Below are 25,510 nucleotides of genomic sequence, written 5' to 3' on the forward strand. Positions count from 1 at the left end.
CATTGTCAGACACGCAGGCGCCACACAGACCCACTTGACATCAACTCGCAAGCCCTAACTACGCGGCATTGGGATTAGGGGGTGGTTGGGGGGAGGGCGAACAGGGGGAAGAGGGCTGGTTCCTGGAAGGCCACGATCCGAGCGATGCCGGTTTTCGTGATCGTGAGCGTGTGCAGCGCGTGCGCGCGGTACACACCGTCGCGGAGCACGTATCCCGCCATCCCGGGCTCGCCGTTGACCAGCGCCTCCCGCGCCCGCCACCGGCCGGGACGGACGCGCGGTCCGAGGAACCCGCGCACCGGGCCGATACCCGAGAACCACATGGGGTAAGGCGGCATCTCGAGTTCGACGTCCGCACGCAGCAGCGCGGCCAGCGCCGTCACGTCCCCGGCGACGAACGCGGCGACGTACCGCTCCAGCGTCGCGCGGCGTTCGGCCTCCGACGGTTCGGCCACCTCCGCCGGCGTGAGCTCCGCGAGCTGCGCGCGGGCGCGTTGCAGCGCGCTGTTCACGCCGGCCGTGGTGGTGTCGAGCAGCGCCGCGACTTCCGCGGCCCGCCATGCCAGCACATCCCGCAGGATCAGCACGGCACGCTGCCGCGCCGGGAGATGCTGCAGTGCCGCGACGAACGCGATCCGGATACTCTCCCGCGATTCGGCCGCCGTCGCCGGGTCACCCGGAAATGGTTGCAGCCACGGGGTTTCCGCATCCCAGTCCAGATGATCGCCAACGGCCTCGACCGGTCCGGCGAGCCCCGAAGGCAACGGGCGGCGGCCCCTGCCCTCGAGTGCGTTCAGGCACGCGTTGGTCGCGATGCGGTACAGCCAGGTCCGCAGCGACGCCCGCCGCTCGTCGAAATCCGCGTGCGCGCGCCAGGCCCGCAGGTAGGTCTCCTGCACCAGATCCTCGGCGTCATGGATCGAGCCGAGCATGCGGTAGCAGTAGGACAGCAGCTCCCGGCGGAACGGGTCGGTGCGCTCGGCGAAGTCCGTCGTCATCGGGAAACCTCCAGAACCGGTTCGGCGGGTTCACTGTTCACCCGCCGCCCCGGCAGCCACAACCCCGCAACCGCGGCGGTGAGCGAGAGCACCGCAGCGGTGCCCACGGCCGGGCCGAACCCGGCCGTGAACGTCGCGGGCGAGCCGTAGCCGCCGGCCGCGGTGAACACCGTCGCCACGATCACGACGCCGAACGTGCCGCCGAGCTGCCGCAGGGTGTTGAACGCGCCCGAGGCCTTCCCGAGTTCCGCCGGGCCTACCGAGTTGATCACCGCGTGCTGCGCGGCCGGCATCGCCATCGACACCCCGGTTCCCGCGAGCACCAGCGGCGGGACCAGCAGCGCGTAGGGCAGCGAAGGGCCGGCGATCAGCGCGATCCAGGCGAACCCCACGGCCTGCAGGAACAGGCCGCCGGCGAGCAGTGGCCGCTCCCCGAAGCGCGCGATCCGCGTGCCCGCCACCGGGGCGACGAGCGTCAGCGTCATCGTCCACGGCACCAGCGCGAGCCCGGCCCGCAAAGGTCCGTAGTGGAGCGCGATCTGCAGGAACTGCGGCAGGAAGAAGGCCGTGCCGAAGATCGACGCGTACAGCAGGAAACCGGTCGCGTTGCCGGCGGAGAACGCGCGAGACCGGAACAGGCGCATCGGCAGCATCGGCGCGGGGGAGCGCCGTTCCCACCAGACGAACCCCGCGCCGAGCGCGAGCCCGACCGCGAGCGGCCCGAGCACGTCCAGCCTGGTCCAGCCGTAGCCGTTGCCGTGCACCAGCGCCCACACCACGCCGAACGCCGCACCCGTCACGAGCGTCACGCCGGGCAGGTCCAGCGGCGCCGCCGGGCCGGTGCTCTCCGGTATCCGGGCACGCACGAGCGGGATCACCACCAGGCCCAGCGGCACGTTCAGCCAGAAGATCCACTGCCAGCTCAGCCCCTGCACGATCGCCCCGCCGAGCAGCGGGCCGCCGAGCGTCGCCAGCCCGGTCACCCCGCTGAACAGGCCGAGCGCCTTCGCCCTGCGCTCGGGCGGGAAAGCCGCCGACAGCAGGGAAAACGCCAGCGGCATGACCATCGCGGCGCCGAGGCCCTGCGCCGCTCTGGCCGCGATCAGGGCGCCGGTGCCGGGCGCGACCGCACACGCGGCCGACGCGAGCGTGAACACCGCGAGCCCCGCGACGAGCATCTTGCGCCGTCCGAGCCGGTCACCGAGCGCCGAGGCGGTCATCAGGAACACCGCGAAGGCGAGCGTGAAGGCGTTCACCGTCCATTCGAGACCCGTGATGCTCGCGCCGAGCGTCCGGCGGATCGCATCGAGTGCGGTGGTGACCACCAGCATGTCGAGCATGACCATGAGCGCCGCGACCGAGGTCAGCGCGAGCACCCATCGTTGCCTGTCGTCCATCGAGTCCTCCCATGAGGTCGTTTCGCCGGTACCTACCGGCCGGCACGGGAGAACTCATCGGTGCGCAGGTCAGCCGCGCACGGCGGCGGTGACCACTTCGCGGATCGCGTTCGGCGAGATAGCCGCCCAGCCGCTCGGCCGCGGCGATGCTCAGCCGGCAGGTCCGCACCTGCGCGTCCCAGGTGAGCAGTTGCAGGAACCGCCCGCAGAACAGGGTGACCGCTTCGACGGGCTCGGCGGCATACGCGTCCGGGGTCTTCGAAGCCGGGCTCGTGACCGGTTCGCTGGCCATGGACGATCTGCTCGCGAGCACCGGTGCGGCGTTCCGCGCGCTGACCATGCCCGCGTTCATGGACAACATGCTGCGCCAGGTCCGGTCGATCAAGGAACAGGGCCTGTTCTCCGACATCCTTTCCGCCGGACTCCGGCAGCCGACCGTCGCCGCCCGCGATATCGCCGCCGTGGCCGCGCGGCTGCTACTCGACCCCACCTGGTCCGGTCAGGAAGAGGTCCCGGTGCTCGGGCCGCAGGACCCGTCCGCCGACGGCATGGCGGCCGTCATGACCGAGGTGCTCGGCCTGCCGGTCCGATACGAGCGGATCCCCGGCGACGCGCTCAAGAACCAGTTGACCGCTCGCGGTGTCTCGGAGGCGATGGCCCAGGGCATGCTGGACATGATGGTCGCGGCCGACAATGGGCTGAACCTCGGCGTCACCCGTGCGCCCCGACACGAGATCGACACGCCCACCACCTTCCGGCAGTGGTGCGAAGAGGCTCTCGCGCCCGCGGTGCGCTCACTCGCGTAGCCGCTCGCGCTGGGGCACCACGGTGTACTTCGGATCGTTCGCGGAATCCTTGCCGCCGTGGAAGATTCCCCACCGCGTCGCGGCGGAGGCGGCGATCAGCGCGGCACCGGACAACCGCCGCACCATCCCGTTGCGGCGGCCGAGGACGGCACCGGCCACCCCGGCCGCGGACAGGAGTTCGCCCGCGCGCAGGTACCGGCCGCCGTTGCCCGACCGGTAGGGCTCGGCGATCATCCCGAGCCGCTGCCGCATCCGCGACACCGCGGCGCCCTCGAGCGCGACACCGAGCACGGCGAGCGCGCGTGCCGGAGCGCTTTCCCTGCCGGGCGCGGCAAGCAGGCCGAGACCACCGGCCGCGGTCGCACCAGAGCCGGCGAACACGTACGGCATTTCCCGGTAGCCCTCGTGCCACGCCGGTACCGCGGTGTCGCTGATCAGCGCCCCGGTGTAGGTGGCCACCGCGGGGCCGAGCAGCGCCGAACCCGCGGTCGCCGCCGCCCCGATCCGGGGCAGCTTGCCGGCGACCGCGGAGAACGCCGCGGCACCGGCCAGCGGGCCGTACCCGGCGAGCAGCCAGGAACCGACGCTCATGGGCGAGGTCACCTTGAACACCCGCAGCATGTTGAGGAACCGGGACGGGCGGCCGAGGTCGTGGACGAGCGCGGCGAGTGACAGGCTCATCGCGCCGAACGCCCCGGTCTTCGCGACTCGCGCGAGCGCCGGACGGCCGGTCGCGTGTGAGCCGGCGCCGAGCAGCGAGGAGGCACCCGCGAGGCCACCGAGGAACAGGTAGCCGGGAATGTCGGGAGAGTGCCACACCGGCGCGTTCAGCACCGGTTTCCCGTAGTAGGAGGAGAATTCGGCGTCGGGGACCATCGGCTGCTCGCCGCGCCCGCGGTGGCCGGTGCGGGCTTTGTGGTCGTTCATTTCCGCTTTTCCCTTACTGTGCCGAGGAATGCCGTCAGTGCCGCGCCCGCCAGCGCGGCCGCGGCGGTGGCCACGTGCCGCCACATCGAGGGCAGGTCCCGGGTGGTGGCCTGGGGATCCGGCGGCAGCCCGTAGACCTCCGGCGCGTCGAGCAGCAGGAAGAACGCGCCGTCGCCACCGACGCCGTCATCGGGGTTCTCGCCGTAGAGCCGGGCATCGTGCACACCCGCGTCCTGGAGTTGCCGCACCCGGCCCCGCGCGCGCTCGCGCAGTTCGCCGAGCGGTCCGAACTGGATCGAATCGGTCGGGCACGCCTTGGCGCAGGCGGGTTCCAGCCCGTCGCCGAGCCGGTCGTAGCACAGCGTGCACTTCCAGGCGCGCCCGTCGTCCTTGCGCTGGTCGATGACCCCGTAGGGGCAGGCGGGCACGCAGTAGCCGCATCCGTTGCAGATGTCCTCCTGCACCACGACCGTGCCGAATTCGGTGCGGAAGAGCGAGCCGGTGGGGCAGACGTCGAGGCAGGCCGCCTCGGTGCAGTGCTTGCACACGTCCGAGGACATCAGCCACCGGAAGCCGGTTTCCCCGTCACCGGTTTCGGCCATCGAGAGCGCGTCGGATTCCTGGCTCGCGAGTGGTTTGTGCTGCTCGATGAACGCGACGTGGCGCCAGGTGTCCGCGCCGAGGCCGACGGTGTTGTCGTAGGACATGCCGGACAGCTCGAGCCCGTCGTCCGGCACCGCGTTCCACTCCTTGCACGCGACCTCGCACGCCTTGCACCCGATGCACACGCTGGTGTCGGTGAAGAACCCCATCCGCGGTGAACCGGTCACGCTCACACCTCCGTTCCCGTGTCCGTGGTGATACCGGCGCGCCGCCGGTACTCCTCGACCAGCCGCACCTGGGCGGGGCCGCGGGGCCTGCGGCCGGGGCGGATGTCGCAGGTGAGCGCCTTGCTCTCCTGGATATGGCTGTTCGGATCGAGGCTCACCGAGGTCAGGTCGTTGGCGCTGTCGCCGGTGCTGAGCCCGTTCGGGCCCCAGTGGTAGGGCAGCCCGACCTGGTGCAGCGTGCGGCCCTGCACCCGCAGCGGGGTGAGCCGGCCGGTCACCAGCACCCGGGCCTCGATCGCGCTGCGCGCGGTCACGATCGTGGCCCAGCCGGTGTGCTCGAGCCCCCGTTCCGCGGCCAGTTCGGGGGAGACCTCGCAGAACGGTTCGGGTTGCAGCTCCGCCAGATACGGCTGCCAGCGGCTCATCCCGCCCGCGGTGTGATGCTCGGTGAGCCGGTAGGTGGTCAGCACGAACGGGAACACCTCGGCGCCGGGCTCGTTCCCGCTGGGCTGGAGCAGGTTGGTCTTGTTCGTCAGTACCTGGCGGACCGGGTTGTGCTGCTGGCGGTAGAGCAGGTTCCCGAACGGCGACTCCTGCGGTTCGTAGTGCGCGGGCAGGGGACCGTCGGTCAGCCCCGCGGGGGCGTAGAGCCACGCCTTGCCGTCGGCCTGCATGATGAACGCGTCGGTCCCGGTCAGCGCGTCCGGTCCGGTGGCGTCTTCCCCGGGCCGGAAGTCCGGCGGTTTGGTGACCTTGAAGTCGGCGACGTCGTGCCCGGTCCACTGCTTCCGCTCGCCGTCCCACCACACCAGGGCCTTGCGCGCGCTCCACGGTTTGCCGTCCGGATCGGCCGAGGCGCGGTTGTAGAGGATGCGCCGGTTCGCCGGCCACGCCCAGCCCCATTCGCCCGCGACCCAGTTCTGCTCGGCACCGGGTTTGCGGCGCGCGGCCTGGTTGACGCCCTCCTTGCGGACCCCGCAGTAGATCCAGCAGCCGCAGGTGGTCGAGCCGTCGTCGCGGAGCTGCTCGTAGGAGCCCAGCGGTTCGCCCTCGGCGTTCCACCCGTTGATCTCGGCGAGCACGGCGTCGGCATCGGGTTCCGCGATCGCGCCCTTCGTGGGGTACTCCCAGGTCAGCTCGAGCACCGGGCGGTCCCGCTCGTCGGCGGACCGCGCCAGCTTCTCCCGGATCCTGCGGCCCAGGTGATACATGAACCACAGCTCGCTGCGCGCGTCACCGGGCGGCTCGACCGCCTGGTGGTGCCATTGCAGCAGGCGCTGGGTGTTGGTGAAGCTGCCGTCCTTTTCGGTGTGCGCGGCGGCGGGCAGGAAGAACACCTCAGTGCCGATGTCCTCGGTGCGCAACTCGCCGCTTTCGATCTCGGGACCGTCCTTCCACCAGGTCGCGCTCTCGATGAGCGAGAAGTCCCGGACGACCAGCCAGTCGAGGTTGGCCATGCCCAGCCGCTGCTGCTTCCCGTTCGACGAGCCAACGGCCGGGTTCTCACCCATCAGGAAGTAGCCGGTGCATTCGCCGCGCAGCTGGCCGAGCACGGTCTCGTAGGTGCTGTGGCTGCCGGTCAGCCGCGGGAGGTAGTCGAAGCAGAACTCGTTGTCCGGCCGGGCCGCGTCGCCCCAGTAGGCCTTGAGCAGGCTCACCAGGTACGAGCGCATGTTGGCCCAGTAGCCCTTGCGCGTCGACTCGGCCTGGACGAATGTGTCGAGGTTCTCGTCGGTGTGCGCGTGCGGCATCGGGAGGTAGCCGGGCAGCAAGTTGAACAGGGTCGGGATATCGGTGGAGCCCTGGATCGACGCGTGCCCGCGCAGCGCGAGGATCCCGCCGCCGGGACGGCCGATGTTGCCCAGCAGCGACTGCAGGATCGACGCGGTGCGGATGTACTGCACGCCCACGGTGTGCTGCGTCCAGCCGACCGCGTAGGCGAACGCGCTCGTGCGGTCCCGCCCGGAGTTCTCGGCGAGCAGTTCGCACACCTGGCGGAAGGTGTCCTGCGGGACCCCGCAGATCTCCTCCACCAGTTCTGGGGTGTAGCGCGCGTAATGCCGTTTGAGGAGCTGGAACACACACCTCGGGTGCGTCAGCGTCGGATCCGTGCGCGGCGTGGCCTGGATCTCCGCGCCACCCGAGCCGTGTGCCTCACCGCGCCCGGCGCGCGACACCGAGCTGCCCCTTCCGGTGCGGCGGTCCCACTCCTGGTCGCGCTCGCCGGAAGCGGCCTGCATCTCCGCGCCGTCGTACTGCCAGGTCGAGGTGTCGTAGCTGCGGTGTTCACGGTCGAGCCCGGAGAAGACCCCGTCGAGGTCCTCGGTGCCGGCGAACTCCTCGGCGATGATCGTGGACGCGTTCGTGTAGGCCAGCAGATAGTCGCGAAAGTACTTCTCCTCCTCGAGGACGTGGTGGATGATCCCGCCGAGGAACGCGATGTCCGTGCCGGCCCGCAGCGGCACGTGGAGGTCCGCGAGCGCGCTCGTGCGGGTGAACCGCGGATCGACGTGGATCACCTTGGCGCCACGGGCTTTCGCCTCCATCACCCACTGGAACCCGACGGGATGGCATTCGGCCATGTTCGAGCCTTCGATGACGATGCAGTCGGCGTTCGCCAGGTCCTGCTGGAACGTCGTGGCCCCGCCACGACCGAAGGAGGTGCCCAGACCGGGAACCGTGGAGGAGTGTCAAATACGGGCCTGGTTCTCGATCTGCACGGCGCCGAGCGCGGTGAACAGCTTCTTGATCAGGTAATTCTCTTCGTTGTCCAAAGTGGCCCCGCCGAGGCTCGCGATGCCCATCGTGCGGCGGGTCCGCATCCCGTCCGATTCCCATTGCCAGCCCTTCGCGCGGCCGACGATGGTCCGTTCGGCGATCATGTCCATCGCGGTGCTGAGGTCCAGCTCCTCCCAGTCCGTCCCGTATGGACGGCGGTAGCGCACCTTGTGCTCGCGGGCGGACCCGGTGGTCAGCTGGAGGCTCGCGGACCCCTTGGGGCACAACCGGCCGCGGCTCACCGGCGAGTCCGGGTCGCCCTCGATCTGGGTGACCTCGCCGTGCTCGACGTAAACGTTCTGCCCGCAGCCGACCGCACAATAAGGACAAACCGACTTCGCGACCCGGTCCGCGTTCGCGGTCCGCGGCGTCAGCTCCAGGCTCGCCCGGCTCTTCGCCGCGGCCCCGCGCCCCGTGGCGTCGTGCTCGGTCCACTGCCGGAGCACCGGCCAGTCCCGGATCCATCGTGTCAGGCCCATGCCGCGCGGGTACCCGCTCTCCCGGTTCTCAACCCGGGGCGCGTCAGGGCTTCCGGGCCACCAGCAGATCCCGCAGGATCGCCTGGTCGACCCGGTGCGCGAACTCGCCCAGTTCCCGCACCTCGAGCCCGGCCGCCGTGAGGATCTCTGCGATCTCCACACGTTTGGTGACGTTGGTGTTCCACGAGATCCCGAGCGCGCCGCCGGAGCGCAGCGTGCGCACCCAGGCCGGAACCGCCTGGGCCAGCAGCTCGCGCGGGTTGCGGGACAGCTCCTGGGAACGGTGGCTGCCGTGCTGCACGCCGTAGGGCGCGTCGGTGACGATCGCGTCCACGGAACCGGCCTTCAGCAGGTCCGCCCCGGTCACGGTGTCGCAGTTGTAGTAGGTGACGTGGCGGAGTTCGCCCGCCTTGTACTGCTCCTTGGTCACCGCGAAGGCGAGCTCGAGCCGCTGGCCCAGCTTGACCTTGTTGCGCCGCAACTGTCCCGACTCCACGGTGTGCTTGATCCGGTGGGTGCGCAGCCAGGTCTTGACGAACTGCTCGTAGGCGTCGAAATCGCGCCGGTCGAGCTCGATGCCCGTCGCGTCGAGGCCGTAGTTCATCGCCTGGTTGAGGGTGGTTCCCCGGCCGCACAGCGGGTCCAGGACGTGCAGGGGCTCGCGCAGGAAGGCCGTGGGGTCCGAAGTGGACAGCAGCGTGACGTTCAGCAGCAGCCTGGTGAACAGCTCGTTGGTCTTGCCGGCGTACTTCTGGATGGTGAGCAGGTCCGAGCCGAACTCGTCCAGCGGCGCGACCTCGACCGGGCGCAGCAGCTCGCCGGTCAGCTCGAACAGGGCATACAGCGAGGACAGGTTCGACAGCAGCTCGACGTCCTCTTCGGACAGCCGGGCGGTGGTCGAGAACGTCACGTAGGTGACGCCGCCGAGACGCCGTTCGCCGAGCTCTTCGGGCGTGGTGCTCAGCGCCTGGCCGAACACGCCCAGTTCGGCGCGCAGCAGCGCGGCCGAGGCGTCGGCGTAGACCCGGTTGGCCGAGGGGTAGAGGAGGATCCCATAGTCGAACATCGCGGAAAAGCGTAGCTTGCCCGCATGAGCCCTTCTTCGCCGCTCGACCTGTTGCGGGCCGCCACCGACGTCACGCTGCTGGCCCACGTCCGCCCCGACGCCGACGCGCTCGGCAGCGCGCTCGCGCTCGGCCGCGCGCTGCACCAGCGAGGAGCGACCGTGCGGGTGTCGTTCGCGCTGCCCGGCGAGATCCCGGAGAGCTTGCGCGGGCTGGACGCGGGCAACCTCGTGGTCCCGGCCGCGGAGGTCCCGGCTTCGAGCCCGCTGGTCGTCTGCTGTGACACCCCGGCGCCCGCGCGGCTGGGGTCGCTCGCCGACCGGGTCGAGGCGACGAAGGCCGCGGGCGGCTCGGTCCTGGTGATCGACCATCACGCCTCGAACACCCGCTATGGCACGCACCATGTCGTGGACGATTCCGCCGAGGCGACCGTGGTGCTCGTGTTGAAGCTGCTCGACGAACTGGGCGTGCCGCTGGACGAGCCCATCGCGCGGTGCCTCTACGCCGGCCTGGTGACCGACACGAGCGGTTTCCGGCGCGCGACACCGTCGACGCACCGCGCCGCCGCCCGCCTGCTCGAGGCGGGCGTCGACCCGGACCGGCTCGCCAGGGAGGTCGTCGACGACCACCCGTTCGCCTGGCTGCCGATGCTGTCGAAGGCACTCGGCACCGCCCGGCTGGAGCCCGAAGCCGCCCAGGGGTACGGGCTCGCCTATGCCTACGTGACCCTCGAAGCGGCGGCGGACGTCCGCCTCGAAGAGGTCGAGGCCGTGGTCGACGTCGTGCGGTCCATCCGGGACGCCGAGGTCGCCGCCGCGTTCAAGCAGCAGGGGCCCCGAGAGTGGACCGTGTCGCTGCGCGCGGTCGGGAAGATCGACGTCTCGGCCGCCGCGCGCCGGCTCGGCGGCGGCGGGCACCGGCTCGCCGCGGGCTGCACCGTGCACGGCACCGAGGAGGAGGTGCTCGCCGCCGTACGCGACGCCCTGGCAGGCGCCCCGCTCCTGTAGGCCCGGCTAATGTGCTGAGCGTGCAGATGACCGGGGTACCCGCGAAGCAGGTGTTCGGGCTCGCGATCCCCGCGCTCGGCGTGCTGTGCGCCGAACCGCTGTACGTCCTCGTCGACACCGCGGTCGTCGGCCACCTGGGCGCACTCCCACTCGCCGGGCTCGCGCTCGGTGGCGTGGTGCTCTCGCAGATCTCCACCCAGCTGACCTTCCTGTCCTACGGCACGACCGCGCGCACGGCCCGGCTGCACGGCGCGGGCCGCCGCGCGGAGGCGGTGAGCGAAGGCGTGCAGGCGACCTGGCTCGCGATCCTCGTCGGGCTGGTCCTGCTCGCCGCGGGTCAACTGCTGGCCGGGCCGATCGCGCGGGCGCTGGCCGGCAATGACGAGATCGCGGGCGCGGCGGTGTCGTGGCTGCGGATCGCGCTGTGCGGCGCACCGCTGATCCTCGTCACGATGGCCGGCAACGGCTGGATGCGCGGCGTGCAGGACGCGGTCCGGCCACTGCGCTATGTGCTGGCTGGCAACGGGATTTCGGCCGTGCTGTGCCCGCTGCTGGTGTACGTGGCCGGGTGGGGCCTGGAAGGTTCCGCGGTGGCGAACCTCGTCGCGCAGGTGATCTCGGCGAGCATGTTCCTGCGCGCCCTGCTCGCCGAGCGGGTCTCGCTGCGGCCGCATCCGGCGGTCATGCGCGCCCAGTTGGGCATGGGGCGAGATCTCGTGCTGCGGAGCCTCGCGTTCCAGGCCTGTTTCGTCTCGGCCGCGGCCGTGGCGGCCCGGACGTCGGCCGCGGCGGTCGGTGCGCACCAGATCGTGCTGCAGCTGTGGACGTTCCTGTCGCTCGTGCTCGACTCGGTCGCCATCGCCGCGCAGTCGCTCGTCGGTGCCGCGCTGGGCGGCGGCGAGCAGCGGCGGGCGAAAGGCGTCGCCGCTCAGATCACCTTGTACGGCCTGATCTTCGGTTGCGTGCTGTGCGCCGTGTTCGCCGCCGCGTCGGGCGTGCTGCCGCACGCGTTCACCTCGGATCCCGGGGTGCTGGGGGAGGTCCCGCACGCGTGGTGGTTCTTCGTCGCGCTGCAACCCGTGGCGGGTGTGGTGTTCGCGCTCGACGGGGTGCTGCTCGGTGCGGGTGACGCGGCCTTCCTGCGCACGGCGACGCTCGCCAGCGCGGCGATCGGGTTCCTGCCGCTGATCTGGATCTCGCTCGCGTTCGGCTGGGGGCTGACCGGGATCTGGACCGGGCTGTCGCTGTTCATGGCGCTGCGGCTCGCGACGGTGCTCGCGCGGTGGCGTTCCGGGCACTGGGCCGTGCCGGGTGCCGTGCGCTGACCACTGTGGCCGATCACACCGCGGTCACCGGTAAGTTTCTTCTTCGCATCAGCGATATACCCAGCGGTTCCCCCGCTCCCGACTCGGCCAGGAGGCTTCGTTCGTGCCGCCCGCGCAGGCACCCGTGATCGGCAAGGCCAGCCGCCGATCGTGGTTCATCTGGTTCACCGCAGCTCTCGTCTACCTCCTCGCCGTCTTCCACCGCACCTCGTTCGGGGTCGCCGGACTGGAAGCCGCCGACCGCTTCGGGGTCGGCGCCGCGGCCCTGAGCGCGTTCACCGTCCTGCAGGTCGGCGTGTACGCCGCCATGCAGATCCCGACCGGCGTCCTCGTCGACCGCTACGGTCCCCGCAAGATCCTCGTCACCGCCCTGCTGTTCCTCGGCCTCGGCCAGACCGTGCTGGCGCTCGCGACGTCCTACGGCGTGGGGCTGCTTGCCCGCGGCGTACTTGGCTTCGGCGACGCGCTCACCTTCGTCAGCGTGCTGCGGCTCGTCGCCGCGCACTTCCCGGGCCGGCAGTACGCCGTGGTCACCTCCTTCACCACCGCCATCGGGTTCATCGGCAATCTCGCCGCGACCGTCCCGCTCACCCTGCTGCTCGCCGGACCGGGCTGGCTGCCGACCTTCCTCGCCGCCGGCCTGCTCACCGCGCTGTATTCGGCGTTCGTCGCGGCGCGCGTGAAGGACACCCCAAGCGGCCACACCGCGAAGGCCGTGGCGGTGGACCGCCGCGAGTTGCTGCGGCAGATCCGCGTCACGTGGCGCGTGCCCGGCACCCGGCTCGGGTTCTGGGTGCACTTCTCGACGATGTTCGCGCCGAACGTGCTGACCCTGCTGTGGGGTGTGCCGTTCCTCGTGGAGGGGCAGGGCATGGCGCCGGCGGCGGCGAGCGCGCTGCTGACGGTGTTCGTGTTCGGGTCGATGATCGGCGGGCCGGTGGTCGGCGCGCTCATCGCGGCGCGGCCGGGGCTGCGGATGCCGCTCGTCGGCGGTTATCTCGGCGGCGCCGCGCTCGTCTGGGCGCTGCTGCTGGGCTGGCCGGGCCCGATCCCGGCGGCGATCCTGGTGCCCTGCTTCGCTTTCCTGTCCCTGGGCGGGCCGGCCTCGATGATCGGCTTCGCGCTCGCGCGGGACTACAACCCGCTCCATCGCGTCGGCACGGCGACGGGTGTGGTCAACGTCGGCGGTTTCGCCGCGACCACGGTCACCGCGCTGCTGATCGGGGTGCTGCTGCAGTACAGCGGCAGCTTCCGGATCGCGCTGCTCGCGGTCGTGGCCGTGCTGGCGCTCGGCACGGTGCGGATGCTCGTCTGGTGGCGCCGGGCACGCGCGGAACTGTTCGCCGCGCAGGCGCGCGGGGAAGACGTGCCGGTGCAGGTCCGCCGTTACCCGTGGGACGTCCCCGAACGGCGCCCGGTCCCGGTGGCGGCGTAGCCCAGCCCGAACGCGTCCAGCGCGCGGTCGAGCAACGCTTCCTGCCGGTCCGGCGAGTAGGCGTGACCGTCCGCCGCCGCGAGCGTGTTGACGCCTTCGACCAGGGCCACGAGCGCGGTCGCGACCTCCGTGCGCGCCCGCTCGTCCCAGCCGGGGCGGGCGGACGCGAGGAGGCGGCCGACCCTCGCGAGGAAGGCGCGGTTCGCCGTGACATGCCGGGCGGCGAGGTCCGGGTCCGTGAGCGAAGCGGTGAGGTAGCCCAGCCAGACCCGCGCCTCCTGCCGCTTGCCGTGGTCGATCGACGCGGCGTAGCGCAGGATGGCGCGCAGCACCTCGACCGGCGGGCCACCCTCGGCCTCCCGCTCGTCCATCCGCCGCCCCGTGCGCTCGTGCAGCAGGTCCCGCGCGTGCAGCAGGAGCGCCCGCTTGTCCGGGAAGCGGTGGAGGACCAGGCCGGTCGTGCATCCGGCCGCCGTCGCGACGGCCCGCAGGGTCAGCCCCTGCGGGCCGGCCTCGGCCATGATCCGCCAGACGGCGCGCGAGATCCGTTCGGCCTGCTCGGTCCGGTCCGCCGTCCGTGCCATGGTCCTCCATTCCGTAACGTCTGTTACGGTAACAGTCGTGATGACCATCGCGGTGGAGGACTGGGACGCCCCGGACGGCGCCGCGCTGCGGGCCGCGCAACGCGCCGAACTCGACGCGCGGTACGACTTCGCGGACCACGAACCGGGCCGCACGCCGTCCGCCGAGGACATCGCCGTGTTCGTGGTGGCCCGCCGGAAGGGCCGCGCCGTCGGGTGCGGGGCGCTGCGGCTACTCGAGGCCGGGGTGGCCGAGATCAAGCGGATGTACGTCGTGCCCGAAGCGCGCGGCAGTGGCGCCGCGGTCGCGATCCTGCGAGAGCTGGAGGCGCGCGCGGGGCGGCTCGGGGTCGGCACGCTGAAGCTGGAGACCGGGACCGCGCAGCCCGACGCGATCCGCTTCTACGAGCGCGAAGGTTACCGGCGGATCGACAATTTCGGTCCCTACCAGGGCGAATCGCTGTCCCGGTGCTACGGCCGGGACCTGGCGGCCGCCCGGTAGGGTGTGCCGTCGTGCCACCGAAGACCCCGCCCCCGCCGCCCGGTCTGCTCGTCGTCGACAAGCCGCCGGGGATGACCTCGCACGACGTCGTCGCCCGGGTGCGGCGGATCATGGGCACGCGCCGGGTCGGGCACGCCGGCACGCTCGACCCGATGGCCACCGGAGTGCTGGTGCTGGGCATCGAGCGCGCCACGAAGCTCCTCGGCCATCTCGCGCTCGACCGCAAGACCTACGTCGCCACGCTGTCCCTCGGCGTCTCGACCACGACCGACGACGCCGAGGGCGAGCGACTGTCCACAGCGGACACGAGCGGGGTGACCGACGAGGAGATCGCGGCCGGGATCGCCGGGCTCACCGGGGAGATCGAGCAGGTGCCCAGCGCGGTGAGCGCGGTCAAGGTCGCCGGGAAGCGCGCCTACGCCCGCGTCCGCGCGGGGGAGGAGGTCGCGCTCGCGGCGCGCAAGGTCACCGTCTACCGCTTCGACCTGCTCGCCACCCGCCACGAGACCGATCGCGTCGAACTCGACGCCGTCATCGAGTGCTCGTCGGGCACCTACGTCCGGGCGCTGGCCCGGGATCTGGGCGCGCGGCTGGGGGTCGGCGGGCATCTGGCGGCCCTGCGCCGGACGTCGGTCGGCCCGTTCACCCTCGCCACGGCCAGGACGCTCGAACAGCTGGAAGCCGAGCCCCGGCTCTCGCTCGACCTCAGTGGCGCGGTCGCGGCCGCCTTCCCCCGCTACGACGTGGACGCCGCCACGGCCAAGGCCGTCCGGTTTGGACAGCAGGTGCGCGCGTCCGGGATCGGGGGCACCTACGGCGTGTTCGACCCGGACGGCCGAGCCCTCGCGCTCGCCGTCGACGCCGGCGGCGTGGCCCGGTCGGTGGTCGTGCTCGACCCGGCCTAAGGTTGACCACCGTGCAGAGGTGGCGTGGGCTCGAAGATCTCCCCGGTGGCTGGGGCCGGTGCGTGGTCACCATCGGCGTGTTCGACGGGGTGCACCGCGGGCATCAGGTGCTCATCGGCAAGACGGCAGAGATCGCCAAGACCCGGAACCTGCCCAGCGTCATGCTCACCTTCGATCCGCACCCCTCGGAGGTCATCCGCCCCGGCAGCCATCCGGCGCAGCTGACCACGCTGCGCCGCAAGGCCGAGCTGGTCGAGGAGATGGGCATCGACGTGTTCGCGGTGCTGCCGTTCACGCCCGAGCTGATGCACATGTCCGCGGACGAGTTCGTGCACGAGATCCTGGTGGACCGGCTGCACGCCGCCGCCGTCGTCGTCGGCGAGAACTTCACCTTCGGCTCGAAGGCGGCCGGCACCGTGCCGGTGCTGCGGGAGCTGGGCCGCCGCTTCGGGTTCGTCACCTACGGCGCCGAGCTGCAGGGCGAGCACAACGACAACACCGAGATCATGTTCTCCTCGACGTACGTGCGCTCGTGCATCGACGCCGGTGACGTGGTGGCCGCGGCCGAGGCGCTCGGGCGGCCGCACCGGCTCGAAGGGATCATCGTGCGCGGCGACGGCCGTGGCCACGATCTGGGCTACCCGACGGCGAACCTGTCCACCCCGCGGTTCGCCGCCGTGCCCGCCGACGGGGTGTACGCGTGCTGGTTCGTCCGCGGGGCCGACCCGGACCGCCGCCTGCCCGCCGCGGTCTCGGTCGGCACGAACCCCACGTTCTCCGGTCGCGAGCGCACCGTCGAGGCGTTCGTGCTCGACGTCGACGAGGACTTCTACGGCCAGTACGTCGGCCTCGACTTCGTCAGTCGCCTTCGCGACCAGATCCGCTTCGGCAGCTCCGCCGAGCTGGTCGAGCAGATCGACGACGATGTCACTCGGACGAGGGAAATCCTCGGCTTGACCCGCGGTTGAGTGCGTTTGCGAATCAGTCACCGAAAGCGCACCGCGGATCGGATCATTCCTGGCAAAATGCAGGGCGGCGCGTGACGGGGAGCGAAGGGGAGAGCAGGCCGGTGGAGGACCACAAGATCGTCCAGCGCAACATCGCGCTGCAGCGCGAGTGGTATGGGGAGCCGCTGGGGGACCGGGTGCGCCGGCTCGTGGTGGCCTTCGACGTTTCGCAGGCCTATCTCGCCGAGGTGCTGGGGATCAGTGCCCCGATGCTGAGCCAGGTGATGAGCGGCCGGCGCGCCAAGATCGGCAATCCCGTCGTGCTGGCCAGGATGATCATGCTCGAGCGCAAGTGCCTGATCCCGGAGGTCGCGGCCGGCCGCAAGGAAGCCCTGCTCGCCGCACTCGATGACGTCAAGGACGCGCGGCCGACCGTCGGCAGGGACAACATCCCGGTCGCCGCCGTCGACGACCGGCTGGCACTGGTGGCGCTGCGCGAGGTCGCCGAGGACGAGGATCTGGCCGAGGCCGCGAAGCGGCTGGACGAGGACTACCCGGCGATCGCGGACCTGCTGCGCCGGGCCGGACTGCGGGGCTGATTGATGTCGCTGTTCTCGGCGCTGCTGCCGCCCGCCCAGATCACCGAGGCGCTGCGCGTGCACCTGGAGCCGGTTCAGGAGCGGGCGCCGCGGCCGCGCTGGATCCCGCCGGCCCAGTGGCACATCACCCTCGGCTTCTACGGTGACCGGGACGATCCGGAGGAGCGGGCGCACTGGCTGCGGTCGGCGCTGGCCGGCTGGCACGCGCCGATGCTGCGCCTGGAAGGGGCGGGCACCCTGGCCCGCGTGCTGTACCTCGGGGTCTACAGCGAGGGCCTGACCGAACTGGCTGCGGCGGCCGGCGCGGGGGACGAGCGCCCGTACCTGCCGCATCTGACCGTGGCCCGCACCGAAGGCGACGTGCCGGAAGAGTTGCCGCGGCGGCTGTCCGGCTTCGTGAGCGAGCCGTGGACGGCCACCGAGGTCGTGCTGATGCGCAGCGAACGCACCGAATGGGGCGCCCGGTACTCGATCTTGACGCGGTTCCCGCTCGAGTCCCGGCAGGCCGGCTGAACGGCTGCCTGATACCCTGAACAACTGGGTCCGGCTGCAGTCCGTGGCGGCCGTGACCGACTTACCCGGCGCGGTCACGCGTCCGGGCCGCACGGCACGCGAAACCCAAGGAGAACACAGCGTGGCGCTGTCCACCGACGAGAAGAAGTCGATCCTGACCGAGTACGGCCTGCACGACTCGGACACCGGATCCCCCGAGGCACAGGTGGCCCTGCTGACGAAGCGGATCATCGGCCTCACCGAGCACCTCAAGGTGCACAAGCACGACCACCACTCGCGTCGCGGGCTGCTGCTGCTGGTCGGCCGCCGCCGCCGCTTGCTCGACTACGTGAAGAAGGTGGACATCGAACGGTACCGGTCGCTGATCCAGCGACTCGGCCTCCGCCGATAAACTCGAAACTCCGAGGGGGAGTGACCACCCGGTCGCTCCCCCTCGGCACATAATCGCAAGAAAGAGGGCAGGCGAACAGCGCGAGGATGCCGCCGCCGGTCCTCGGTAGTGGCTCCCGGGAGTGGTCCCGGGGGCTTCGATCGAAGACCGGCCTCGTTCCTCGGGCCGGCCCCGCAAGGGCGGGGCTTCGTTCGCCGTACGAACGAGGAGAACCACAGATAATGACCGAAGCAGGCGGACACCCGGTGCACGAATCCGAAGCCGTCATCGACAACGGCCGGTTCGGCACCCGCACGATCCGCTTCGAAACGGGGAGGCTCGCCCGGCAGGCCGCCGGCGCCGTCGTGGCCTACCTGGACGAAGAGACCATGCTGCTGTCGGCGACCACGGCGTCGAAGCACCCGAAGGAGCATTTCGACTTCTTCCCGCTGACCGTGGACGTCGAGGAGCGGATGTACGCCGCGGGCCGGATCCCCGGCGCGTTCTTCCGCCGCGAGGGCCGTCCCTCGACCGACGCGATCCTCACCGCGCGGCTGATCGACCGGCCGCTGCGCCCGTCGTTCACCGACGGGCTGCGCAACGAGATCCAGGTCGTCGTCACGGTGCAGAGCCTGCACCCCGACGACCCGTACGACGTGCTGGCGATCAACGCCGCGTCCGCGTCCACCCAGATCGGCGGGCTGCCGTTCTCCGGTCCGATCGGCGGCGTGCGCGTCGCGCTGATCGAGGGCCAGTGGGTCGCGTTCCCGACCTGGCCGCAGCTGGAGAAGGCCACCTTCAACATGGTGGTGGCCGGGCGTGTTGTCAAAAGCGGTGACGGCTCTGCTGATGACGTTGCGATCATGATGGTCGAGGCCGAGGGCACCGAGCACACGCTCGACCTGATCGCCGGCGGCGCCACGGCGCCCGACGAGCGGACCGTCGCCGAGGGTCTCGCCGCCGCGAAGCCGTTCATCCGGGTGCTGTGCGAGGCGCAGCAGAAGCTGGCCGACGTCGCCGCGAAGCCGACCGGTGACTACCCGGTGTTCCCCGCCTACCAGCAGGACGCGTACGAAGCGGTCGCCGCGATCGCGACCGACGACCTGACGCGCGCGCTCGCGATCGGCGGCAAGCAGGACCGCGACAACGCGACCGACGAGGTCAAGGCCGCGGTGCTGGCCAAGGTCGGCGTCGGTGACGGCGAGGCCTTCGAAGGCCGGGACAAGGAGATCGGTGCCGCGTTCCGCGCGCTGACCAAGAAGCTGATCCGCCAGCGCATCCTGCGCGACAAGGTCCGCATCGACGGCCGCGGCCTGACCGACATCCGGAGCCTCTCGGCCGAGGTCGGCCTTGTCCCGCGGGCGCACGGGTCGGCGCTGTTCGAGCGCGGCGAGACCCAGATCCTGGGTGTCACCACACTGAACATGCTCCGGATGGAGCAGCAGATCGACTCGCTGTCCCCGGAGACCACCAAGCGCTACCTGCACCACTACAACTTCCCGCCGTTCTCCACCGGGGAGACCGGCCGCGTCGGTTCGCCGAAGCGGCGGGAGATCGGGCACGGCATGCTCGCCGAGCGCGCGCTCGTGCCGGTGCTGCCCAAGCGCGACGAGTTCCCGTACGCCATCCGGCAGGTGTCGGAGGCGCTGGGCTCGAACGGGTCCACCTCGATGGGTTCGGTCTGTGCCTCGACGATGGGCCTGTTCAACGCGGGCGTGCCGCTCAAGGCGCCGGTCGCGGGTATCGCGATGGGCCTGGTGTCCGACGAGGTGGACGGGGAGATGCGGTATGTCGCGCTCACCGACATCCTCGGCGCCGAAGACGCCTTCGGTGACATGGACTTCAAGGTCGCCGGCACCAAGGACATCATCACCGCGCTGCAGCTGGACACCAAGCTCGACGGCATCCCGTCCGACGTGCTCGGTGCCGCGCTGAACCAGGCGAGGGACGCGCGCCTGACCATCCTGGAGGTCATCGCCGAGGCCATCGACGGTCCCGACGAGATGAGCCCGTACGCCCCGCGCGTGACGAGCGTGAAGATCCCGGTCGACAAGATCGGCGAGGTCATCGGGCCGAAGGGCAAGATGATCAACTCGATCACCGAGGAGACGGGCGCCGACATCTCCATCGAGGACGACGGCACGATCTACGTGGGCGCGGCCGACGGCCCGTCGGCGGAGGCGGCGATCGGCAAGATCAACGCCATCGCCAACCCGCAGCTGCCGAAGGTGGGCGAGCGGTTCCTGGGCACCGTGGTGAAGACGGCCGCGTTCGGCGCGTTCGTCTCGCTGCTGCCCGGCAAGGACGGCCTGATCCACATTTCCAAGCTGGGTAACGGAAAGCGCATCGGCAAGGTCGAGGACGTGGTCAACGTGGGCGACAAGCTCCGCGTCGAGATCGCCGACATCGACAACCGCGGCAAGATCAGCCTCGTGCTCGTCAAGGACGAAGAGGACGAGAAGAAGGCCGAAGACAAGGCCGAAGCCGCTCAGTAAGGCACTCTCCCGCGAATGGCCCGTTCGAGCGCGTCTCGGGCGGGCCTTCGTGCTTGCAAGCGAAGGATTTCATGGCTCGTCAGATTCCCGGATACGAACAGCCCGCAGGCACCACGAGGAAACTCGACGCCGCGGTGAAGCGGACCGTGCTGCCCGGCGGGCTGCGCGTGGTCACCGAGCACGTGCCCGGCGTGCGCTCGGCCACCGTCGGACTGTGGGTCGGTATCGGCTCGCGGGACGAGCCGGCCGCCGTCGCGGGCGCCGCGCACTACCTCGAGCACCTGCTGTTCAAGGGCACCCGCACCCGCAGCGCGACCCGGATCGCGGAGGAGATCGACGCGGTCGGCGGCGAGTTCAACGCGTTCACCGCCAAGGAGCACACCTGCTACTACGCGCAGGTGCTCGACGAGAACCTGCCGCTGGCCATGGATCTGGTCACGGACGTGGTGTTCGAGGCACTGTGCGCCGACTCCGATGTGGACACCGAACGCAGCGTGGTCCTCGAGGAGATCGCGATGCGCGACGACGATCCCGAGGACCTGCTGCACGAGACCTTCGTCAGCTCGGTGCTCGCCGGTCACCCGCTCGCGAAACCCGTGCTGGGCACCGAAGAGTCGATTCGCGGCATGGCGGCGAAGGCGCTTCGCGGCTTCTACCGCCGCCGCTACACGCTGCCCCGCATGGTGCTCGCGGTCGCCGGGAACGTCGAACACGCGCACGTGCTTCGCCTGGCGCGCAAGGCTTTGCGGGAGCGGTTGTCCGGTTCGGACACTCCGGTGCCGCCGCGGCGGGGCCGCGCCAGGGTGGCCGCCGGCTCCCGGCTGGCCCTGCACACCGATGACACCGAGCAGGCGCACGTGATGCTCGGCATGCGTACCCCCTCGCGGCACGACGAGCGCCGGTACGCCCTCACCGTGCTCAACGCGGCGCTCGGCGGCGGCATGAGTTCGCGGCTGTTCCAGGAGATCCGGGAGCAGCGCGGGCTGGCGTACCAGGTGTATTCCTCGGTCGCCTCGTACGCCGACACCGGTCATCTGTCGATCTACGCGGGCTGCCAGCCCGAGCGGCTGGGCGAGGTGTCGAACGTGCTGCGCGATCTGCTCGGGCAGGTCGGCAAGGACGGGTTCACCGACGCGGAGGTGGCCAGGGCGAAGGGGCAGTTGCGGGGCGGGCTCGTGCTCGGCCTGGAGGACACCGCGTCCCGGATGTCGCGGATCGGCAAGCAGGAGCTCAACTTCGGGCTGTACCAGAGCGTGGACGAAACGGTGGCCAGGATCGACGCGGTGCGCACCGAGGAGGTCTGCGAGCTGGCACACACCCTGTTCCGCACGCCCGGAGGGGTCACCGCGGCCACCGTGGTCGGGCCGTACTCTCATTCCGACGAGCTTCCGGAGGACTTGCGAGAGGTGATCGCGTCGTGATTCGCGTCGGTGTGCTGGGTGCCCAGGGCCGGATGGGGTCGACGGTGGCCAACGCCGTCGAAGGGGCGGCCGACATGAAACTCGTCGGGACCGTCGACGCGGGCGAGGACCGTTCTCGTCTCGACGAAGCCGAGGTCGCCGTCGACTTCACCCATCCCGAGGCGGTGATGGACAACCTGCGCTACCTGATCGAGCACGACATCCGGGCGGTCGTGGGCACCACCGGCTTCACCGAGGATCGGCTGGAAACCGTACGTGGCTGGCTGGCCGGGAAACCCGGGCTCGGGGTGCTGATCGCGCCGAACTTCGCGCTCGGCGCCGTGCTCGCGATGCGGTTCGCCCAGCAGGCGGCCCGGTTCTACGCCTCGGCCGAGGTCATCGAACTGCACCACAACCGCAAGGCCGACGCGCCATCCGGCACGGCGGCACACACCGCGCGGCTGCTCGCGCGGGCGCGCCGCGAAGCCGGGCTCGAGCCGGGTCCCGACGCGACCACGTCGGAGGTCGACGGCGCCCGCGGCGCGCTGATCGACGACGTGCGGGTGCACGCGGTCCGGCTGCCCGGGCTCGTCGCGCACGAGGAGATCCTGTTCGGCGGCGAGGGGGAGACCCTCACGATCCGGCACGATTCGATGGACCGCACCTCGTTCATGCCGGGCGTGCTGCTCGGGGTGCGGGAGGTGCTCCGGCGGCCGGGGCTGACCGTCGGACTGGAGAACGTGCTCGAGCTGTGAAAGCCCGTAACCTCGCCGTGCTGCTGACCGCCGCGCTGGTGGTCTACCTGGTGCTGCTCGCCGAGCGGGGGGTCCAGCTGCTGCGGACCGGGACGGCGGTCGGCATCGTGCTCGGGGTGGCGGTGTTCGTGCTGCCGGCGCTCGGGGCCTGGATGGTGATCGCGACCTGGCGGTCGGGGCTGCGGATCCAGCGCCTCGGGGCCCGGCTCGACGCCGAGGGCGCGCTGCCCGACGTTTCGGACCTGCCGCGCCGCCCGTCCGGCCGGATCGACCGCGACGCGGCGGACGCGTGGTTCGAAGAGCGCAAGGCCGAACTCGAAGCGCATCCCGGCGACTGGCGGAACTGGTACCGGCTGGCCTACGCCTACGACATCGCCGGCGACCGCCGCCGCGCCCGCTCCACCATGCGCCGCGCCCTGGACCTAGCAGCCGCCGACCCCTCCTAGCCCCCTCGCCCCCGCCGAGTTCGACGTTGGGGACGCCGAGTTCGACGTTGGGGGCGGCGAGTTCGACGTTCGCGACGCCGAGTTCGACGTTGGGGGCGGCGAGTTCGACGTTGGGGGCGGCGAGTTCGACGTTGGGGGCGGCGAGTTCGACGTTCGGCCGCCGTGGCAGTCGGCCGGGGTCGAGCGGCAGCGTCAGCCGGAGGCAGGCGCCTTCGCCGGGTAGTGTCTCCAGCTCGACATCACCCCCGTGGGCGCGGGGCGATCGAGCCCGCGACCGCCCCGCCTCCGCCGGTGCACGGAAAACTCTCAGCCCGTCAGGAACTCCAGCACGGGTTCGGTCTGCCCGAGGACCGCGTGCGCGACTTCGGGCAGGATCGTCACCTTCGCGTGGGGAACCGCCTGCCGGATCCGGCGTTCGGTCCCGAACGAGTCGAGCATCGCGTCGCGCGCGCCGGCGATGACCAGGACCGGCATGGTCAACCGCCGCAGCGCGTCGTCGCCGAACACGGGCAGCTTTTCCTTGCGCGGCAGGAAATGCGTGAAGATCAGCTGCAGGTACGCGAACGCCTCGGGGCTCGCGGCGGCGTCCATGCCCGCCACCGTCTTCAGCGACCGTCGCAGGCCGCGCTCCCCGAACGGCTTGTACAGCAAGGTCTTGACCAGCCAGCCGTACTTCTGCCGCCCCACGCCGCCCGGGCACAGCAGCACCAGCCGCGCCACGCGTTCCGGCCGCCGCGTCGCGTAGGCGAGCGCGAGCCAGCCGCCGAGCGACATCCCGGCGATCGAGACCTGGTCCAGCCCCAGCGCTTCGAAGACGTCGTCCAGCCACCGCACGTACGCGTCGCCGCCGAGCGGCGGCCGCGACGGCGCGCTCAGCCCGGGCTCGCCGATCATGTCCACCGCGTACACCCGGAACTTCCCGGACCACGCCGCGACATCGCCCATCCACGCCGCGGCGTTCGCCCCGGAGCCGTGGAACAGCACCAGTGGCGGCGCGTCCCGCGGCCCCGACACGACGACGAACGTCTCGCCTTCCCTCGTGGGCACCCGCAGGTGCTCGGCGGGAACGGGCCAGGAGGCGAGAAGCTGCTGGTAACGCCGGCGGATCTGCTGCCCGCCGGCCTCGGTCCGGTAGATCACGAGCTCACCACCGCCTCCACGTACTCGAGCAGCCGGGCGGTGTCGCTCAACCCGCCGAGCACGATCACCTTCATCCGCCCCCGCTCCTCGTCGTAGGCCGTCTCGACGCGCAGCGGTTCGGCTCCCTGGCGCGCGCTCGCCGCCATCAGCAGGGTGCTCACGCGGGAAGCGGTCTCCGGGCTGACCGCGTCGATCTCGACGATGCTCGACACGTCGGCCCGCCGCTGCCGTTTCACCTCCGGCGCCTCGGGGACCGGTGTGCCGAGCAGCGCTTCGAGGTCCTCGTGCGCGATCCGGTACTGCTTGCCGATGCGGACGGCCTTCAGCCGCCCGTCGCGGACGTACCCGCGCACCGTGCGGACGTGGAGGCCGAGTTGGGTGGCGACCTCGTCCACGGAGTAGAGCTTTTTGGTCATAAAAACACTCTACCTTCCCTAACATGGGGAAGGATAGGTAATTATAGGTGCATCAAGTGAGCGAAGACGGCGGGACAGGCGGCGAGCAGGCTGTACCGGAGGAACCGGCCGGTGAGGCCCATGGACAGGAAGGTCGAGATCCGCATGTCCGCGAGGCCGGCGAGCACCGTCGTCGCCATGAACGGCGGCAGCCCGACGACCGAGCTGACCCCGTAGGTGCCGGCCATCCACTTCGGATGCCGGTGGCAGCGCTCGCGAACGGCCTCGACCTTGGCGCGCAGCCACTTCGTGCGCCGGTGCCTCAGTTCCCGGCGGCGGGTCGGCGGCCGCTGCCGGTGCAGCCGGTCGTGCAGGAACGGAGGCAGCTTGATCGACCCGCGCGCGGCCAGGTAGTAGAACAGCTTCCCGGCGATCTGCCCGACCGCGACCGCCGCGCCCACGAGGAACCACTGCGCCCCCGGCTCGCTGGACATCAGCCCGAGCACGAACACTTCGACGCTGATCACCGGCACGAGCGCGGAGCCGAACGCGACGCCGAGCGTCAGGCAGAACCAGCCGAGCATCGCGCCTCCTGGAGTATCGGGTAAAGACGCTATCCCGACACGGAGGTGTGCGCAGGGGGGTTCACCGTACTCTTCGCTTCCTGTTGACCACCGTCTGGTCACCTTCCGTCCACCTGGCCCTGGAAACCTGGCACGGTGCGTGACGAGAGCGGGTTGCCGGCCCGGTTCGCGGCGTTCTGTGCCGCTCTGGTGCGCCCGCTGCCGGTCTGCGTGCCGCCGAGTTTCGCCGGTTACGCGATCATCAACGGGTTCACCTTCGGCGTGGACCTGGCTGTGCTGACCCTCGCCCGCAGCGGGCTCGGCCTGCCGCTGCCGGTGGGCGTGACGGCCGGTTATCTGATCGCGTTCGGGCTGAGTTTCGTGCTGAACCGGACCTTGAACTTCCGATCCCATGCGCCGGTGGGCGGGCAGACCGTCAAGTACGCGGTCGCGGTCGGGGTGAACTACCTCGTGTTCATCCTCGGCGTGGGCGCCGGACTGGCCGGTCTCGGCGTCGAATACCACCTGTCCCGCCTGCTCGCGGGCGCCGGGGAAGCCGTGTTCATGTACTGCGTAATGCGGTGGGTGGTGTTTGCCGATGGGAAACAGGGGACCCGATCGAAGGCCGTGACACGCGGGCAACCAAGATAGGGGCTGCCGCGTCAGTTTGCTGGATACTTCTCGTGGCTTTGGGACCTGGGAGAAGAGAGTTGAATTCTGTCGTCTCGACCTGGAGGCACGGGAGTACCGGCGCGCGGGTGCGCCTCGGGCTCGAGTTGTTGCTGGCGCTCGGCCTGTTCTGCGCGCTGGCCTACTACGCGCACGGCCTCCGGAAATGGCCGACTGACGTCGA

Annotated in this window: 25 protein-coding genes; 15 read left to right on the forward strand and 10 right to left on the reverse strand. The window is 71.0% G+C overall.

Annotated features, from left to right (window positions below):
* Positions 1–74: 74 nt before the first annotated feature.
* Together FG385_RS24355 and FG385_RS24360 are read right to left on the reverse strand one after the other, a co-directional pair.
* On the reverse strand, positions 75–998 hold the full coding sequence (locus FG385_RS24355) for a sigma-70 family RNA polymerase sigma factor (RefSeq protein WP_139099109.1): 924 nt from the start codon (positions 996–998) through the stop codon (positions 75–77).
* Positions 995–2,395, reverse strand: a complete 1,401-nt coding sequence (locus FG385_RS24360) for an MFS transporter (RefSeq protein WP_139099110.1) — start codon at positions 2,393–2,395, stop codon at positions 995–997. The genes FG385_RS24355 and FG385_RS24360 overlap by 4 nt, the downstream gene beginning before the upstream one ends.
* A 215-nt stretch (positions 2,396–2,610) precedes the next feature.
* Here FG385_RS24360 and FG385_RS24370 point away from each other — a divergent pair, with 215 nt between their 5' ends.
* Positions 2,611–3,201: a Rossmann-fold NAD(P)-binding domain-containing protein gene (locus FG385_RS24370; protein WP_160148878.1), complete on the forward strand. Its 591-nt coding sequence runs from the start codon at positions 2,611–2,613 to the stop codon at positions 3,199–3,201.
* On the opposite strand, the gene nrfD is transcribed toward FG385_RS24370, so the two are convergent.
* From nrfD to FG385_RS24390, 4 genes are read right to left on the reverse strand one after another with little or no spacing between them, the layout of a single operon-like run.
* Entirely contained in the window at positions 3,190–4,128 is a 939-nt protein-coding gene (gene nrfD, locus FG385_RS24375; RefSeq protein ID WP_139099112.1) for an NrfD/PsrC family molybdoenzyme membrane anchor subunit, read from the reverse strand. The two genes, FG385_RS24370 and nrfD, sit on opposite strands and share 12 nt — an antisense overlap.
* Entirely contained in the window at positions 4,125–4,940 is an 816-nt protein-coding gene (locus FG385_RS24380) for a 4Fe-4S dicluster domain-containing protein (protein ID WP_139099184.1), read from the reverse strand. Before FG385_RS24380 ends, nrfD begins: the two co-directional genes overlap by 4 nt.
* Before the next feature lie 20 nt (positions 4,941–4,960).
* Complete coding sequence (fdh, locus tag FG385_RS24385; RefSeq protein ID WP_139099113.1) at positions 4,961–8,215, reverse strand: formate dehydrogenase; 3,255 nt, start codon at positions 8,213–8,215, stop codon at positions 4,961–4,963.
* A 43-nt stretch (positions 8,216–8,258) separates the two neighbouring features.
* Complete coding sequence (locus FG385_RS24390; protein ID WP_139099114.1) at positions 8,259–9,281, reverse strand: TRM11 family SAM-dependent methyltransferase; 1,023 nt, start codon at positions 9,279–9,281, stop codon at positions 8,259–8,261.
* A gap of 24 nt (positions 9,282–9,305) precedes the next feature.
* On the opposite strand from FG385_RS24390, the gene FG385_RS24395 reads away from it, so the two are divergent.
* The 3 genes from FG385_RS24395 to FG385_RS24405 all read left to right on the forward strand — a co-directional run bounded on the left by FG385_RS24395 (position 9,306) and on the right by FG385_RS24405 (position 13,046).
* Positions 9,306–10,286, forward strand: a complete 981-nt coding sequence (locus tag FG385_RS24395) for a DHH family phosphoesterase (protein WP_139099115.1) — start codon at positions 9,306–9,308, stop codon at positions 10,284–10,286.
* A 26-nt stretch (positions 10,287–10,312) separates the two neighbouring features.
* Positions 10,313–11,611, forward strand: coding sequence for an MATE family efflux transporter (locus FG385_RS24400; protein ID WP_200834638.1), 1,299 nt, complete (start codon positions 10,313–10,315; stop codon positions 11,609–11,611).
* Positions 11,612–11,735: 124 nt separating this feature from the next.
* The gene (locus FG385_RS24405) at positions 11,736–13,046 is read left to right on the forward strand and encodes an MFS transporter (protein WP_139099185.1); all 1,311 of its coding nucleotides are present in this window, start codon (positions 11,736–11,738) and stop codon (positions 13,044–13,046) included.
* Here the strand turns inward: FG385_RS24405 and FG385_RS24410 are convergent.
* Positions 12,998–13,630 (reverse strand): TetR/AcrR family transcriptional regulator, encoded by a 633-nt coding sequence (locus FG385_RS24410; RefSeq protein ID WP_139099117.1) that lies wholly within the window; start codon positions 13,628–13,630, stop codon positions 12,998–13,000. The genes FG385_RS24405 and FG385_RS24410 overlap by 49 nt on opposite strands.
* Before the next feature lie 40 nt (positions 13,631–13,670).
* Here FG385_RS24410 and FG385_RS24415 point away from each other — a divergent pair, with 40 nt between their 5' ends.
* From FG385_RS24415 to FG385_RS24460, 10 genes are all read left to right on the forward strand, one after another.
* Positions 13,671–14,129, forward strand: a complete 459-nt coding sequence (locus FG385_RS24415; protein WP_200834639.1) for a GNAT family N-acetyltransferase — start codon at positions 13,671–13,673, stop codon at positions 14,127–14,129.
* Between the two features lie 11 nt (positions 14,130–14,140).
* Positions 14,141–15,034 (forward strand): tRNA pseudouridine(55) synthase TruB, encoded by an 894-nt coding sequence (gene truB, locus FG385_RS24420; RefSeq protein WP_268815941.1) that lies wholly within the window; start codon positions 14,141–14,143, stop codon positions 15,032–15,034.
* A gap of 11 nt (positions 15,035–15,045) precedes the next feature.
* On the forward strand, positions 15,046–16,002 hold the full coding sequence (locus FG385_RS24425; protein WP_139099119.1) for a bifunctional riboflavin kinase/FAD synthetase: 957 nt from the start codon (positions 15,046–15,048) through the stop codon (positions 16,000–16,002).
* A 101-nt stretch (positions 16,003–16,103) separates the two neighbouring features.
* Positions 16,104–16,580, forward strand: a complete 477-nt coding sequence (locus FG385_RS24430; protein ID WP_139099187.1) for a helix-turn-helix domain-containing protein — start codon at positions 16,104–16,106, stop codon at positions 16,578–16,580.
* Positions 16,581–16,583: 3 nt separating this feature from the next.
* Complete coding sequence (gene thpR, locus FG385_RS24435) at positions 16,584–17,093, forward strand: RNA 2',3'-cyclic phosphodiesterase (protein ID WP_139099120.1); 510 nt, start codon at positions 16,584–16,586, stop codon at positions 17,091–17,093.
* 121 nt (positions 17,094–17,214) lie between these two features.
* Positions 17,215–17,484 carry a 30S ribosomal protein S15 gene (gene rpsO, locus FG385_RS24440; protein WP_139099121.1) on the forward strand — a complete coding sequence of 90 codons (270 nt, stop codon included), beginning with the start codon at positions 17,215–17,217 and terminating at the stop codon, positions 17,482–17,484.
* Positions 17,485–17,705: 221 nt separating this feature from the next.
* Positions 17,706–19,958: a polyribonucleotide nucleotidyltransferase gene (locus tag FG385_RS24445; protein WP_139099122.1), complete on the forward strand. Its 2,253-nt coding sequence runs from the start codon at positions 17,706–17,708 to the stop codon at positions 19,956–19,958.
* A 71-nt stretch (positions 19,959–20,029) separates the two neighbouring features.
* Complete coding sequence (locus tag FG385_RS24450) at positions 20,030–21,379, forward strand: M16 family metallopeptidase (protein WP_139099123.1); 1,350 nt, start codon at positions 20,030–20,032, stop codon at positions 21,377–21,379.
* Positions 21,376–22,113, forward strand: coding sequence for a 4-hydroxy-tetrahydrodipicolinate reductase (dapB, locus tag FG385_RS24455; RefSeq protein WP_268815942.1), 738 nt, complete (start codon positions 21,376–21,378; stop codon positions 22,111–22,113). Before FG385_RS24450 ends, dapB begins: the two co-directional genes overlap by 4 nt.
* The gene (locus FG385_RS24460; RefSeq protein ID WP_139099124.1) at positions 22,110–22,559 is read left to right on the forward strand and encodes a hypothetical protein; all 450 of its coding nucleotides are present in this window, start codon (positions 22,110–22,112) and stop codon (positions 22,557–22,559) included. The genes dapB and FG385_RS24460 overlap by 4 nt, the downstream gene beginning before the upstream one ends.
* A gap of 306 nt (positions 22,560–22,865) precedes the next feature.
* Here the strand turns inward: FG385_RS24460 and FG385_RS24470 are convergent, their stop codons facing one another.
* The 3 genes from FG385_RS24470 to FG385_RS24480 are packed head-to-tail and all read right to left on the reverse strand — an operon-like array spanning position 22,866 to position 24,678.
* Positions 22,866–23,699 (reverse strand): alpha/beta fold hydrolase, encoded by an 834-nt coding sequence (locus tag FG385_RS24470; RefSeq protein ID WP_139099125.1) that lies wholly within the window; start codon positions 23,697–23,699, stop codon positions 22,866–22,868.
* Complete coding sequence (locus FG385_RS24475; RefSeq protein ID WP_139099126.1) at positions 23,696–24,115, reverse strand: helix-turn-helix domain-containing protein; 420 nt, start codon at positions 24,113–24,115, stop codon at positions 23,696–23,698. Before FG385_RS24475 ends, FG385_RS24470 begins: the two co-directional genes overlap by 4 nt.
* A gap of 41 nt (positions 24,116–24,156) precedes the next feature.
* Positions 24,157–24,678 (reverse strand): hypothetical protein, encoded by a 522-nt coding sequence (locus FG385_RS24480; RefSeq protein WP_139099127.1) that lies wholly within the window; start codon positions 24,676–24,678, stop codon positions 24,157–24,159.
* Between the two features lie 135 nt (positions 24,679–24,813).
* Between FG385_RS24480 and FG385_RS24485 the strand changes: the two genes are divergently transcribed.
* A complete protein-coding gene (locus FG385_RS24485; RefSeq protein ID WP_139099128.1) occupies positions 24,814–25,308 on the forward strand; it encodes a GtrA family protein in 495 nt (164 codons plus the stop codon).
* Positions 25,309–25,510: the final 202 nt, after the last annotated feature.

This window comes from Amycolatopsis alkalitolerans (assembly GCF_006152065.1).
Classification (GTDB): domain Bacteria; phylum Actinomycetota; class Actinomycetes; order Mycobacteriales; family Pseudonocardiaceae; genus Amycolatopsis_E; species Amycolatopsis_E alkalitolerans.

Bases quoted from the DNA above. Each gene is read 5' to 3' on its own strand.
- FG385_RS24355 (WP_139099109.1), bottom strand. From the start codon at position 998: ATGACGACGGACTTCGCCGAGCGCACCGACCCGTTCCGCCGGGAGCTG.
- FG385_RS24360 (WP_139099110.1), bottom strand. From the start codon at position 2,395: ATGGACGACAGGCAACGATGGGTGCTCGCGCTGACCTCGGTCGCGGCG.
- nrfD (WP_139099112.1), bottom strand. From the start codon at position 4,128: ATGAACGACCACAAAGCCCGCACCGGCCACCGCGGGCGCGGCGAGCAG.
- FG385_RS24380 (WP_139099184.1), bottom strand. From the start codon at position 4,940: ATGGGGTTCTTCACCGACACCAGCGTGTGCATCGGGTGCAAGGCGTGC.
- FG385_RS24390 (WP_139099114.1), bottom strand. From the start codon at position 9,281: ATGTTCGACTATGGGATCCTCCTCTACCCCTCGGCCAACCGGGTCTAC.
- FG385_RS24395 (WP_139099115.1), top strand. From the start codon at position 9,306: ATGAGCCCTTCTTCGCCGCTCGACCTGTTGCGGGCCGCCACCGACGTC.
- FG385_RS24400 (WP_200834638.1), top strand. From the start codon at position 10,313: ATGACCGGGGTACCCGCGAAGCAGGTGTTCGGGCTCGCGATCCCCGCG.
- FG385_RS24410 (WP_139099117.1), bottom strand. From the start codon at position 13,630: ATGGCACGGACGGCGGACCGGACCGAGCAGGCCGAACGGATCTCGCGC.
- FG385_RS24415 (WP_200834639.1), top strand. From the start codon at position 13,671: ATGACCATCGCGGTGGAGGACTGGGACGCCCCGGACGGCGCCGCGCTG.
- thpR (WP_139099120.1), top strand. From the start codon at position 16,584: ATGTCGCTGTTCTCGGCGCTGCTGCCGCCCGCCCAGATCACCGAGGCG.
- FG385_RS24445 (WP_139099122.1), top strand. From the start codon at position 17,706: ATGACCGAAGCAGGCGGACACCCGGTGCACGAATCCGAAGCCGTCATC.
- FG385_RS24450 (WP_139099123.1), top strand. From the start codon at position 20,030: ATGGCTCGTCAGATTCCCGGATACGAACAGCCCGCAGGCACCACGAGG.
- FG385_RS24475 (WP_139099126.1), bottom strand. From the start codon at position 24,115: ATGACCAAAAAGCTCTACTCCGTGGACGAGGTCGCCACCCAACTCGGC.
- FG385_RS24480 (WP_139099127.1), bottom strand. From the start codon at position 24,678: ATGCTCGGCTGGTTCTGCCTGACGCTCGGCGTCGCGTTCGGCTCCGCG.